The organism is Streptacidiphilus neutrinimicus (assembly GCF_000787815.1).
GTDB classification, from domain to species: Bacteria; Actinomycetota; Actinomycetes; order Streptomycetales; family Streptomycetaceae; genus Streptacidiphilus; species Streptacidiphilus neutrinimicus.
In genome coordinates this window covers 1-13,070 of sequence record NZ_BBPO01000061.1, presented here as the reverse complement: position 1 = coordinate 13,070, position 13,070 = coordinate 1, and the positions used below count along the sequence as shown (strand labels likewise).

Below are 13,070 nucleotides of genomic sequence, written 5' to 3'. Positions count from 1 at the left end.
TGGTAGCCGTGGATGGTCGAGACTTTGGTGTGGTGGGTCTGGTCCATGATGTCGCTGTCCTGGGCCCCGCCCCGCTTGGCTCCGGCGACCAGCCCGGAGCGCAGGGAGCCGCCGGCCAGGGCCGCGACGAGGTGTTCGGGGAGTCCGGCGGTGCGTCCGGCCGCCTTGATGATGAGGTTGACCGACTGCGGGCTGAGCGCGGTCGCGCGGAGGTTGCCCCAGCGGTCGATCGAGACGAACAGGGGGGCGTGAGTGTCGAGCCGGATGCCGGCGAGGTCCATCCACTCCTGGACCGCGCGGACCGGACACAGGTCCCGGCGTGCGTGGTTGAAGGGGACGACCTTGGACTGCGCCTTTCCCTCCTGGTTGGTCTTGCTGCGGCCCTCGTGGATCCGCAGGCCCTCGGCGGTGAATTCGATCTGGTCGGCGTGGATGGCGGTGAGCTCGCTGCGGCGGTCGGCGAGGGCCTGGCCGAGCAGGATCACCGCGCGGTCGCGGGCGGAGGCCAGGGTGAGCCGGCCGTCCGCGTCGCGGACGGTGGCGGCGGTGACCACCAGGGCGAGCAGTGGCCCGTAGAGCGGCTCCTTCTTCTTCGCGGGCTTGCCGCGGGTGCGGGCCAGGCCCTTCTTGACGCGGCGGACGGCGTCGTGTCGGGTGGGGCTGTGGTGCCCGTTCTCGGTGTGGTGGTGGGCGATGCCGGACAGACGTCCGTTGAGGGTGCTCACCGCGAACTCGTCGGCGTGGGCGCCGAGGTAGAGGGCGACGGTCGCGGGCTCGGCGGGCAGCGCCCGCAGCCCGTAGCGGGCGCACCAGGCGGTGAAGTGGTCCCAGTCGTCCGCGTAGGCGTCGCGGGTGGCCTGGGTGGTGGCCGCGTCGTACAGCTCCTCCACCACCGCGGCGGCCGCGCGCAGTTCGGCGAGCCGGGCCGCGTCCAGGCCGGTGGGCGCGAGGAAGGCGTCCAGGTCGAGCCGGGCCGGCAGCAGGCTGCCGGACGGTTCCGGGTCCCCCAGCAGCTCGCCGACGAGCACCTCGCCCGGCTCGCCGGGCGCGTCCTCGACCGTCGCGGGGTCGGTCACGCTCTCCTCCTCTCCCCTCTATACAGGGGTCAGTTCGGTCGGGCGGCGGGCTGGTCGCCGTGCTCGCGCAGCCAGTCGAGGCCCGAGGCCAGGGCCTCCTCGTAGCTCGGGGAGGGGGTGCGGCCGGTGCCGCGCTGGCCGTCGGCGCCGGTGGCGAGCCAGGTCCAGTCCTCGGTGCCGCGGACCTGTTCGAGGATCGCGGTGCCGCCGCGCAGGCTGATGGTCCGGCTGACGGCGGGCTTGGGCAGGATCGCGCCGGGCCACTTGGCGCCGGCGGTCTGCCGGGTGACGCCCCAGGCGCGGCCGAGCTCGACGTAGCTGGCGTCACGGTTGGCCGCGCCGTAGGCCTCGGCCGCCGTCTCGGCCAGCTCCTCGATCAGCTTTTCGACCCGGCGCAGCCCGGCGAGCAGGTCGAGCGCGTCGGTGGCCGCGCCCGCTCCGGCCGGGCGGGCGACGAGCTGGTCGAGCAGTTGCTGCGGGGTGCGGTCGGCGGCAGCCGGGTCGGGGGTCTGCGTCAGCATCCACGCGGTGGCGATCAGGTGGTGCTCGGGCAGCGGGACGGACGGCGACAGGTCGTCCTGCCCCTCGCCCTCCGGGTCGGTTTCACTGTCGGACAGGTTGCCCTGTCGCTGGTTCGGCGGGAAGGTTTCCATGTCCGACAGTTTGACTCACCGTCTCTTCTTTGACAGGTGAAACTGTCGGACAGTTTGAGCTGTCGTTAGGCTGGCCTGTCGGGTTTCCGAGACGCAGGCGTCTCGTTAGCGGGACTTCCCCCGTCCCGCTAACGAGACAGGCCGGGACGGCGCCACAAATGAAGGGAACTGGGCCAAGGTCGCCCCAACAAGGGCGTCGTTTCGGGGACGACCGCGCCGGCATTCCGAAAGCTGACGAACTGGGTCGCTCACTGAGAATGAGATGGCGCTGGCGGTCGGCCAGCCTGGGGGTGGGTTGCAGTTCCAGACCCCTGTGGACGTTGCGCAGCTGGTCAAAGATGGCTACCTGAAGGAGGTGCGCTGAGATGAAGCACAACGAGTTGCTCGAAGCGCTGCGGGAGGCGGGGGCCTCGGGCCGGTAGTACGCCGTCAACGGCTACTGCCCCGACGGCTCGGTGAATGAGGGCGGCGGCATCCTCGAGCAGGGGCCCGAGGGCCGCTGGGGCCTCTACGGCTGGGAACGCGGCACCGCGAGCCTGGTTCGTTCCTTCGACGACGAGGACCAGGCCTGCCGGTTCTTCTACGACCGCCTGACCCGGAGCGTTCCGGAGCCTGTCGAGCTGGCTCCCGAACAGCGCGCGGACCTGGTCGCGCGGGCCCGACGGCAGCAAGCCGAGCGGCTGCGCGAGCGAGAGGAGTAGGTCCGGCGACGCGGTGGTGGCGAAGCTGCCGAGCGAGTGAGGCATCGACGGCCTCTTCGACATTGCGATCAGCGGTGTCCGAGGAGGCCGTCGCCCCTTTTCCGGTCCCGCGAGGGGGCAGGCGTTTGCGGCACCTGCGCCGACTGGGTGGGCCCATAGGGATGAGAGAGGAGAGCCCTGTTCGGATCCGGCACGGGGCCACCCTGATCGTTTGCGCAGGTCAGGGGGGCGCGTGCACGCAATGTCGCGAACGGACTTGACTTGGCGGGGGGTTGAGAGCGATCGATTGGACCACGGCCCGATCCATGCGGTGGCCACCGCCCGGGCCGGCCCCGGCCGGGGATCTACCAGAGCACCACTGTGACCGGAGGTCCCCGATGTCCATCACCACCGTTCCCGACAGCCCCGACGGCCTCACCCCCGTAGCTGCCCGGATCTACGCGGCCTTGCACGCGTCGCCCGGCAGCACCGCGGCCGAGCTGGCGCAGGCGGCGAGCGCGGGTAAGTCCACCACCGGCAAGCTGCTTGCCAGGATGGAGCAGGGTGGGCTCGTCCGGCGCGTGCCGGGCGAGAGCGAAGGCAACCGCCGCCTTCCCGACGGCTGGTATGCCGCCACGACAACGCTCGCGGAACAGAACGTGAGCAGTGACTCCCCGGACAGCGCGCAGCGCGGCGCCGACCCCGAATCCATCCATGAAGTCGGTGACGATGTCTCCGACCCTCCCACGTCGGCAGATGAGGACAACGAGGTCTGCCCGCAGGGCCCGGGAGAGGAGCGTAAGGGCTGTGCCGACGGGCAGCGGTCTACCCAGACGCCCGGCTCTGCGACGCAGTCGATGACCGCGCCCGTGGGAGAGGCACCGCCGACCGGGCGCCTCGGACAGGGGGGCCTGAGGGCGCTGGTTCACGGCTTCCTGGCCGCTCACCCGGACGCGGCGCACTCGCCGACCAAGGTCTCTCGTCAGCTGGGCCGCAGTTCCGGGGCCGTCGCCAACGCGCTGGTGACGCTGGTCGATCTGGGGCTGGCCGAGATGGTGTCGGCGAAGCCGCGCACCTACCGCCTCGTGGCGTCCCACGCGCAGCCGAAGTGAGCAGTCGCCGGTGGGCCGGGCCTAGTTTCTGTGCCCGGCCCACCGGCCACCGCGATCGTGGCGAATAGCGACTGGCAGGATGCAACCCGGACCGGGGCAACAAAGACCCGACCGGTGAGGGAGGCCGAGGTGGGGCAGGGCCGTGACCGCAGAACCGTGTACGGGTACGGGCAGCGGCTGCTGGAAGCCGCGCATCAGGCACTCGGCGAGCAGCGCATCGCGGTGCAGCGGGTGCGGGAGTGCGCCGCTCTGGTGCGGGATCAGCAGGTGGCAGGCGAGCTCGAAGAGGTCCCGGTCGCACGGCTGAACCAGGTGACCGAGGGGCGTCTGCGGGTCGGTGTGCTGGAGACGGCCGGTTTCGGGACCGTGGGAGCGGTCCACCGTGCCGAGCTGTATGACCTGCTGCGCGTCCCGGGTGTCGGGCGTAGCACAGCTTCACAGGCCAAAGCCGCAGCGCAGGCGCTGGCCCGGGCCGCGATCGAGGCCACGGCCGTACGTCTCGACCCGGACCGGCGAACCGAATCCGCGACCGAACTGATCGCCGCCTTGTATCCGTTCGTCCAGGCCGGTCCCACGCTCCCGGCCGCGTGCGAGCAGGCCAAGGCACTCGCCTCCACCCTGGAGCCACTGCTGCACGCGGCCGCCCCGGCGCGCTCCCGGGCCCAATGGTGGTTCACCAGTGCCGCGCGTCGCGCCGCCGCGCGGGATGCCCTCACCTCCCTGGAGACGGTCCTCGCCGTCGCACACGGCGGCGGAGCCGGAGAGGCGTTCGCGCAGGCGGTCACCGACTTGCTGCGCCGTCCCGCGTCGGCGGACGAGGCGTGGTGGGAGTTTGCGACCAGGCCGGTGGAGTTCTACACCGTGCTCGGTCAGCTCGCTGAGACCGGGCCGCTCGACGCCGCCGCGGCGGAGGGGCACCTGCCGGACGAGCTGGCCGCGCAGGTCCGCGCACAAGTGTTGGATGTGACGGGGCTGAAGGTCTCGCTGCGCGGCTATCAGGCCTTCGGCGCGCGCTACGCGCTGGCGCGGCGCAAGGTCGTGCTCGGGGACGAGATGGGCCTGGGCAAGACGATCCAGGCGATTGCGACGCTGGCCCATCTCGCGGCGCAAGGAGAGCGGCACTTCCTGGTGGTCTGCCCGGCGAGTGTGCTGGTCAACTGGCTACGGGAGATCGAGGCGCGTTCGACGCTGGCCGCTTTCCGCCTCCACGGCCCGGACCGTGAGATCGCCTACCGCGCCTGGCACGAGCGGGGCGGGGTGGCGGTGACCACGTTCGAGGGCCTGCGTCACCTCGGCGCAGATCGCGCAGCGGGTGAGGGCGACCTCGTGGTTCCGGCGATGACGGTGGTCGACGAGGCCCACTACGTGAAGAACCCGACAGCCCAGCGCGCCCGGCACGTAGCGGCCCTGGTCGACCGCAGCGAGCGGGCACTGTTCCTGACCGGAACAGTGATGGAGAACCGGGTCGGGGAGTTCCGCAACCTGGTCGGCTACCTCCAGCCCGAACTCGCGGTAGAGCTCCGCGACGGTGACCACGTGGCGGGAGCGGCGGCGTTCCGGCGCGCGGTCGCGCCCGCGTACCTGCGCCGCAACCAGCAAGACGTCCTCACCGAACTCCCCGAGGTCGTGCACACCGACGAGTGGACGGAGTTCAGCCCGGCCGACGCCGCCGCGTACCGCGAGGCCGTCCTCGCGGGCAACTTCCAGGCGATGCGCCGTGCCGCCTACGCCACCCCCGGCCAGTCGGCGAAGCTCGATCGCCTCGGCGAACTGGTGCGCGAGGCCTCGGCAGTGGGGGAGAAGGTCCTGGTCTTCTCCTTCTACCGCGACGTCCTGCACGCCGTCGAACAGTGGCTTGCCGTGGATCGTGGCCCGGTTCCTGCGCTGTTCGGGCCGTTGTCGGGCGGCACAAGTGCCGGGGCACGCCAGGAGATTGTCGACGCCTTCACGACCTGCGGCGGTTCGGCAGTGCTGCTGTCCCAGATCCAGGCTGGCGGTGTCGGCCTGAACCTGCAGGCGGCGAGTGTGGTCGTCCTGTGCGAGCCTCAGGTCAAGCCCGCCCTCGAGCAGCAAGCGATCGCCCGCGCCCACCGCATGGGCCAGACCCGTCGCGTCCGCGTCCACCGCCTCCTCACCCCGGACAGTGTCGACCAGCGCGTGCTGACGCTCCTTGGCCACAAGGAGCGCCTGTTCGACGCCTACGCCCGACGCAGCGACGCCGCCGAGCTCAGCCCCGAAGCGCTCGACGTCGCCGACACCAGCCTGGCCCGCCAGATCATCGAGGAGGAACAGCAGCGACTGGCGGCTCAGCCCATCAGCCCATGAGCGTTGCGGCAGGTGGCGCGCCCGTCTGGCTCCAACAGGCCACCGACGTCACGGTCAGCGCCGTCAGGCCTTCTCGGAAAGAGGAAGCGGCGGCGGGAGGCCGAGAGGCAGCAGCACGCCACCCGCACAGCGCCGGACATGGGGCGATGGGAAGTGATCTTCGAGACCCGGGACCAGGCTGAGCTGCGCGCGCATCCGAGCTGGCTTCGGGACGCGGGTATCGACCCGGGGATGCTCCGGATCGACACGTTCTGCGTCCGTCTGGTGCAGCCGACCACCTATCGGATGAGCGAGTTCGTGGCGGGCCCGACCTCCGCCGGGTAGTGCCAGGATGGGCGCATGGCCAGCGAAGAGGAGTGGATCCGGACCCGTGCAGGGTTGCGGTTCGGGCAGCAGTTCCGCGGGACGGTGATTGCGGTCCCGAACCCCGGCGCGACCGGGATCTTCGTCGACATCGCTCTGCCGGTCGGCGGCTTCGTCGACGTGTTGCTGCTGCCGACGGTCGCCGAGCACTGGCCGGCCGTCGGAACCCAGACCGACTTTGAAGTCTGGTGGGCCGACCAGCGACACCAGGTGCGACTCAAGCCCGTGGATCGCCGGTTCCTGCGGGACGACTTCGACGCATGGCAGGCGGACTGGCGGCCGGGGTGGCCGGAGGACGTGCCAGTGGATCAGGCCTGGGTCACCGCCGCGGCGACCGCGAAGCGAGACACCGGCGTCATTGAGCGGACCCTGAGGGAGGCCGGATGGCATCCAGGACGGTCAGTCCCCGTCGACGGATGGCGGGAGACGTTGGAGAGAAGCGATCTGATCCGCATGCATTGCGCGGCCGAGCGGTTCCTGACCGAGTTCGGCGGCTTGGAGGTGCAGATCAGCGGGCCGGGCATCAACGTTGCCCCGACGCCGTTCCACTTCAAGCCCGACTACTGCATCGGCGAAGAGGATCGCTTTGCCGGCTGGAGTGAGACGCTCGGCCGGGATCTCTTCCCGATCGGTGAGCTCGATGGGGCAGGTTCTTTCTGGGCATCGACGAGACCAGCGAGATCTATCTCGTCGAGACCTGGGTTGCGACGTTCGGGCCTGCCCAGGACGCGCTGGACAAGCTCATCCTGGGCATCGCCCCGACCAGGGTTGTGAGCGGCGTCTGACCGCGTCCGCGATCTCGCGTCAGCCCATCGGTGGTGTCGTCGCTCAGGTGGGTTGAGTCGTTCCGCGGCGGAGGTAGGTAGGCGGAATCGAACAGCGTCCAGCCGTCGAGCGTTTCGAGGGTGGGCTGTGTGGGGTTCCACCCGCGGTCGGCGGCTTCGTCGAGCAGGGCCCTGACGGTGCCGGGTTCGTGCAGGTTGAGGGTTCTTCCATCCCCGCCGCCGACGGTCCCGGACGGCCAGGGGAAGCCGTCCGGGACAAGCCGGTCAGGGCCGTGCCCGAATTCGATCCGCAGGATGCCCTGGCCCTGGTGGGAACGGATGCTCAGTGTTTCGCAGCAGCCTTCGCGGGCGTCCTTGTCGAGCCTGTGAGTGTGCCGCAAGGACCACAGGTAGGTGCTGTCACCGATGGTGAGGCGGCGGGTCCTCCGACGCACCAGCGTGTCCGGCCCCCTGGGCCACCACCGCGCGTCGGTTGGCGGCCGGCACGACGAGGCGCCGGTCAGAGACCACTCCCGGGGCGGAGAGGGAGGCCGAGATGCGGCCTGGCAATGAGCGCAGAACCTTGCACGCGTGCGGACGGCTGGCGGACACGTCCCGCCAGCTGCTCAGCGAGCTGGGTGCCGCAGTGGATCGCGTGTGCGAGCGCGCCCAGCGGCTGCGGGAGCAGCAGACAGCGGCGGCGCTGGAGGGTATCCGGTCGCGCGGCTGAATGATGACCGTGGGGCGGCTGCGGGTGGGCCTGCTGGAGGCGGCCGGTTACCAGACCGTGGGCCGGGTCCACCAGGCCGAGCCGTACGACCTGCAGCGGGTGCCCGGCATCGGGGGTGCCACCGCCGCACGCGCCAAGGCCGCAGCGGCGGCCCTGGCCCGCGCCGCCCTCGAGGCCACCACGGTGCGCATCGACCCCAATGACCGCACCACGGCAGCCACAGAGCTGGTCACGGCGCTGTACCTGTTCGTTCAGGCCAGCCCCGCGCTGCCCGCAACCTGCGCGCAGTCCTGCGCGCTCAGGGGAACCCTGAAGCCACTGCTCGAAGCTGCAGCTCCGGCACGTGGCCGGACGGCCTGGTGGTTCACGCGCGCAGCGCCGTGCCGCCGTCCGCGTCGCGGTCAACTCCCTGGAGTCGCTGGTTGAGTCCGCGCACCGCGTCGGCGCGCAGGAGGTATTCGCCCGGGGGCTCACGGACCTGCAGCGCAGCTCGGGCCGGCCTACGGACGGCCTCCGCGGCGAGTTGGCAACTCTAGGAGCATCTGTCGCAGGGCGTGCAGGTCGCGTCGGCTGTCGGCCGTGGCGCGAATGGCCGCACGAAATTCGTTCCCGTGTGTCGGTGGCCGGCCCTAAGGTGCTTCCCAGCCAAGATCAGGGAGCATGTTCGTGAGCCAGACCTTCCGCGTTGATCTGCGGGGAATCGTCGATCTGCTGAGCCATCACCTGTACACCAGCCCGCAGGTGTACGCCCGCGAGCTGCTGCAGAACGCAGTGGACGCCATCACCGCGGTGCGCCAGGACGACGCGGGGGCAGCGCCGTACACCGGGCGGATCGTCATCGCCTCCAGCGAGACGACTGGCGACGGCTCACTGTCCATCAGCGACAACGGCATCGGCCTGAGCGAGGACCAGGTCCATGAGCTGCTGGCGACCATCGGTCGCAGCTCCAAGCGGGACGAACTCGGCTTCGCCCGGCACGAGTTTCTGGGCCAGTTCGGCATCGGCCTGCTGTCCTGCTTCATGGTCTCCGACGCGATCGAGGTGACAACCCGCCGTGCCGGCGAGCCCACCGTGCTGTGGCGCGGCCGCTCGGACGGCGGCTACGAGGTGGAACCGGCCCCGGCCGACCGGCAGCGCGAGGAGGCCGGGACCACGGTCACCCTGCGCCCCCGCCCGGGCTGCGCGCACCTGCTCACCCGCCGGGCCGTGACCGAGCTGGTGACCCACTACGGCGCACACCTGCCGCATCCGGTGACGGTGGACGAAGAGACCGTCACCGGCGGCCCCGCGCCGTGGGACCACCCCGAGGGGGAGACCGCGTCCGCGCGACGGGCCCGGCTGGAGGCCTACTGCGAGGAGGTCTTCGGCTTTGCGCCGTTCGATATCGTGGACATCGCCGATGCCGGGGCAGGCCTGCGCGGGGTGGCCTTCGTGCTGCCGATGCCGGCCAACCCGGCCGTCCCCGCCGCCCATCGGGTGTACCTCAAGCAGATGCTCCTGTCCGAGCGCGCGGAACGGCTGCTGCCGGAGTGGGCGTTCTTCGTCCGCTGTGCGGTCGACACCGCCGAGCTCCGGCCCACCGCAAGCCGCGAGGCGCTGTACGAGGACTCCCTGCTGGAGGCCACTCGGGACGCGCTCGGCGAGCAGCTGCGCGGTTGGTTGGTCCGGCTGAGCGTGCAGGAGCCGTCCCGGCTGCGGGCGTTCCTGCGCGTGCACCACCTGGGGGTGAAGGCACTGGCTCTGCATGACGACGAGATGCTGCGCCTGGTCACCGAGTTCTGGCCGATGGAGACCAATGTTGGCCCGCTCACCCTCGCCGAGTTCACCGACCGCTACGGGCTGCTGCGGTTCACCCCCCTGCTCGACGAGTTCCGCCAGCTGGCCCCGGTGGCCGCCGCCCAGGGCCTTGCCGTGGTCAACGCGGGCTACGTCTACGACGCCGGGCTGATAGACCGGCTGGCCACCGTGGACCGCCGGCTGGAGGTCGAGCAGCTGCGTGCTGCCGACCTGACCACGCACTTGGAGCGGCTGGGCGCGGCCGAGGAGGAGTCGCTCGCGCCCTTCCTGGCCGGGGCCGACCGGGTGCTGGCCCGGCTCGGCTGCGACCTGCTGGTGCGCTCCTTCGAGCCGTCCAGCCTGCCCGCCCTCTACCTGCTGGATGAGGACACCGCGTTCCAACTGGATGTCCGCGGCGTCCGTGAGCAGGTGGACGAATCCTGGGCGGCGATCCTCGGCAGCTTCCAGTCCGCCGCCGAGCCCCGGCCCCGCCTGGTGCTCAACCACCGCAACCCGCTGGCCCGGCAGGTGCTGACGTTGGCCGAGCCGGAGCTGCAGGCGATGTGCCTGGAAGGCCTCTACGTCCAGGCTCTGCTGCTCGGGCATCACCCGCTGCGCCCGGCCGACACGGCGGCGCTCAACCAGTCCTTCCTCGGCCTGATCGGCCGGGCCGTCGCCGGAGGTGCCGAGTGAGCCGTACCGAACAGGAGGTGCGGGAGCTTTATCGCAGCACCCACGGCATGCCCTCTGGCCCGGCGAAGTTCGCCGCTCTGGAGGAGGTGATCCGCCATGCGGACGCGCTGGGGCTGGTGGAGTTCGCCTTCGACGTGCGGATGTCGGCGACTTCGGTGTTCCAGCACAGCTGGGTGCCGGCGAAGGCGTTCCTCACCTTCTCCTGGTGCCTGGCAGCCTACGACCGGGAGCCCGAGCGCTTCGCCGGCCGCCACGAGCGCACGCTGCTCTGGCGGTTCAAGTGGATGGTCTACAGCGTCCAGCAGTTCCCGGAAATCCCGCTCCAGCGAGCGCTGGACCTGCTGGACGACATGGAACGGCGTTACCGACGCGGCGGCCACAGCATGCACGCCGTTCTCCAGCACCGCGGCCTGGCCGCCGAGACCATCGGCGACCTTGAGAAGGCCCAGGAGTTCTACGAGCAGATGACCCTGACCCGCCGCGACGGGCTGTCCGATTGCTCGGGCTGCGTGCCGAGCAGCCAGGTGCGGACCCTGGTGGCGCTCGGCCGGGACGAGGAGGCAATCCGGGTCGGCGAGCCCGCCCGCCGCTCAACCTGCACCGAGCAGCCGCAGTGGATCAACTCCGAGCTGCTGCTGCCCTACGCACGCACGGGCCGCAGCGAGCAGGCCGCCGAAGCGCACCGCAGCGCCTACCGCCGGATACGCGACAACCCGCACCACCTGGGCGAGCTGGCCTCCAACGTAATGTTCTGCGTCCACTCCGGGAACCTGGGACGCGGCCTCGACCTGATCGAGCGCCACCTGTCCTGGCTTGACCACCCGCGCACCCCACTCGCGGAGATGGAGTTCGCCGCGGCAGCCGCGGCCGTTCTGTCCGCCGTCGAGGCCAGGGGCGAGGGCGCGCTGACGCTGCGCTTCCCCACAGTGGCGGGCCGACGCCGCCCGGACGCCCAGGTCGCCCACCTCGCTGCGGAACTGCGGGACCGGGCGCTGTCGGTAGCGACCCGCTTCGACACCCGCAACGGCAACAGCTACCAAAGCACCCGGATGCGGCAATGGATGAGCCAGGGACCGATCGGCGCACCGACGCCTCTGTCCATCTTCGAGCGCGACCTGCACGGCCGGGGCGGCGAACGGGTCCGCAAACTGGTCGCCCAGGTCGCGGCACAGGCCGCCGCGGGCGACCTGGCCGCGGCCGCCCGTACCCGCGTCGCCGCAGCCGAGGCCCTCCTGGCCGACGAGCGGAACACCGAGGCCGCCGAGGCCGCCGAGGAAGCCGTCTGCGAACTGGACCGTCTCGGCATGGCTGGCGAAGGCGCGGCCTGCCGCTGGCTGCTGGCCCGCGCCTACCGCGAGGACGGCCGGCGGCGCCAGGCTGCCGCAATCCTCCGCGAGCTCCTGGACTCCCCGGACACGCCTGCCGCCCTTCCCGCCCTGCCGCCGCGCCCCGAACTCGAGGCCCGCCTCGGCGAATGGCTGGGTCACGGCCCAGAAGCGGCCGTCCGATACGTGTCCGCCGCCCGCGGCTTCGCCGCCGCCGGACGGGACAGCGAACAACTCACCGCCCTCTCCCAAGCGCTGCGCCTGCACCCGTGGGGCGGCCCCGGCCCCGCCTCCGACACCCTCGCCGACCTGCTCGTTGAAACCGCTGCCGTCCTCGACGACCTCCTGGGCCAAGCCGCCGGGACGGATGACGCGGTCGCAGGCGCCACCGCCGACATCCTCCTCGGCTACGCACGACACCTGCGGGCCGCCGGTCTCCACCGCGACGCGGCCGACCGGCTGCTGACCGCCCGCGCCCTGCTGGAAAGCAGGCCGTCGGCCCACCCGGCCGCAGGACTCGGCGAGGTGCTCACCGACCTCGGCGAGCTGCACCTCCAACTCGGCGACCCCACCGCCGCCGAGGAGGCCGCCCGGGCCGCACTCGGACTACTGGGCGACCCCGACCACGCCTGGCAAGAGGTCCTGATACTTGCCAGGGCCCTGAAGGCACGCGGCGCCGACAGGGAAGCCACCGAACTCATGAACGCCCACGGCCTGGACGAGGACGACCTGGAGTACCAGGAGGGCTGACATCGACCCTGAACCAGACATGGTCAAGGGAGAGCGGGTGCGGACGTGGCACCCGGCCTCGCATGACCGGCACGCCAGGTGGCACGCGGGCTACTGGACCCGTACCTGGGTTCCGGCGCACCGGGTCTGCAACGGCTAGTAGTAGTTCAGTGGGTTCGCGGGGCTGAGGCCCGGGCATCGGACCCATCTCGTGCACGACGGGCTCCGCGTCGGCCTCAGGCCGACGCGGAGCCCGCTTCCCTTTCGCCGCCGCGCGGGGGTCGCGAAGTCAGCGCGTGCGGGTCAGGGCGGTGGTGGCGGCGTGGGCGATGGCGGTGATGGCGTCGGTGGGGTTGGCGATTTCGAGGAGGGTGACTCCGGGCGGTGGGGTGGTGTCTTCGTGGAAGGTGAGCCACAGGACCGCGCAGCCAGCGGCGTTGAGCTCCTGAATGCGGTGGGTGGCGCGGGTGGTTTCGTCGGGGTGGTAGCGGGCGTCGGAGGCGATGACGAGGAGGCGGGCGGTTCCGGGGCGGGTGAGGTCGAGGCCGGCGGTGAGGGCGTCGATGGCTTCTGCGAGGCTGTGGCCGACGCCGGTGGCGGTCAATTCGCTGACCTGGGTGGGGGCGCGTCCGGGGGCGGTGACGGCGGTGAGGTGGGAGTCGTAGGCGACGGTGGCGGCCCGGGAGGCGGGGTCGGTGAGGGCGGTGGCTCTGGCGAGGATCCAGGCGGCGGAGGCGATGGGGGCGGTGGCGGCGCTCATGGAGCCGGAGATGTCGACGGCGATGCCGACGCGCAGGGGCGGGTTGGGGGTGTGGCGGCGTTGGACGCTGGTCCAGGGTTGGGC

12 protein-coding genes are annotated in these 13,070 nt (G+C 71.5%); 9 read left to right on the top strand and 3 right to left on the bottom strand.

The genetic code is table 11. The annotated features are described in order from the left end of the window. Together TR48_RS29395 and TR48_RS29390 are read right to left on the bottom strand one after the other, a co-directional pair. Positions 1–1,076 (bottom strand): tyrosine-type recombinase/integrase (locus TR48_RS29395; RefSeq protein WP_052443152.1); only part of this gene is annotated, 1,076 nt, incomplete at its 3' end. A gap of 29 nt (positions 1,077–1,105) precedes the next feature. Further along, positions 1,106–1,729, bottom strand: coding sequence for a hypothetical protein (locus TR48_RS29390; RefSeq protein WP_052443151.1), 624 nt, complete (start codon positions 1,727–1,729; stop codon positions 1,106–1,108). A 262-nt stretch (positions 1,730–1,991) separates the two neighbouring features. On the opposite strand from TR48_RS29390, the gene TR48_RS46685 reads away from it, so the two are divergent. The 9 genes from TR48_RS46685 to TR48_RS29350 all read left to right on the top strand — a co-directional run bounded on the left by TR48_RS46685 (position 1,992) and on the right by TR48_RS29350 (position 12,247). After that, a complete protein-coding gene (locus TR48_RS46685; protein ID WP_161789928.1) occupies positions 1,992–2,093 on the top strand; it encodes a glycohydrolase toxin TNT-related protein in 102 nt (33 codons plus the stop codon). Positions 2,094–2,184: 91 nt separating this feature from the next. Continuing rightward, positions 2,185–2,430, top strand: a complete 246-nt coding sequence (locus TR48_RS29385; protein ID WP_042372989.1) for a hypothetical protein — start codon at positions 2,185–2,187, stop codon at positions 2,428–2,430. Positions 2,431–2,807: 377 nt separating this feature from the next. Continuing rightward, on the top strand, positions 2,808–3,521 hold the full coding sequence (locus TR48_RS29380) for a MarR family transcriptional regulator (RefSeq protein ID WP_042372988.1): 714 nt from the start codon (positions 2,808–2,810) through the stop codon (positions 3,519–3,521). Positions 3,522–3,650: 129 nt separating this feature from the next. Beyond that, positions 3,651–5,846, top strand: a complete 2,196-nt coding sequence (locus tag TR48_RS29375; RefSeq protein WP_042373032.1) for a DEAD/DEAH box helicase — start codon at positions 3,651–3,653, stop codon at positions 5,844–5,846. 138 nt (positions 5,847–5,984) lie between these two features. Next, the gene (locus TR48_RS29370) at positions 5,985–6,170 is read left to right on the top strand and encodes a hypothetical protein (RefSeq protein WP_042372986.1); all 186 of its coding nucleotides are present in this window, start codon (positions 5,985–5,987) and stop codon (positions 6,168–6,170) included. Between the two features lie 15 nt (positions 6,171–6,185). Continuing rightward, the gene (locus TR48_RS41020; RefSeq protein WP_084729867.1) at positions 6,186–6,983 is read left to right on the top strand and encodes an SUKH-3 domain-containing protein; all 798 of its coding nucleotides are present in this window, start codon (positions 6,186–6,188) and stop codon (positions 6,981–6,983) included. A gap of 720 nt (positions 6,984–7,703) precedes the next feature. Then, positions 7,704–8,129, top strand: coding sequence for a hypothetical protein (locus TR48_RS29360; protein WP_042372984.1), 426 nt, complete (start codon positions 7,704–7,706; stop codon positions 8,127–8,129). A 234-nt stretch (positions 8,130–8,363) separates the two neighbouring features. Beyond that, complete coding sequence (locus tag TR48_RS29355) at positions 8,364–10,172, top strand: HSP90 family protein (protein ID WP_201777177.1); 1,809 nt, start codon at positions 8,364–8,366, stop codon at positions 10,170–10,172. Next, complete coding sequence (locus tag TR48_RS29350) at positions 10,169–12,247, top strand: tetratricopeptide repeat protein (RefSeq protein WP_063771089.1); 2,079 nt, start codon at positions 10,169–10,171, stop codon at positions 12,245–12,247. The genes TR48_RS29355 and TR48_RS29350 overlap by 4 nt, the downstream gene beginning before the upstream one ends. Before the next feature lie 268 nt (positions 12,248–12,515). Here TR48_RS29350 and TR48_RS29345 read toward each other — a convergent pair. Continuing rightward, positions 12,516–13,070, bottom strand: a 555-nt coding sequence (locus TR48_RS29345) for a VWA domain-containing protein (protein ID WP_042372980.1), incomplete at its 5' end; no start/stop codon positions are given.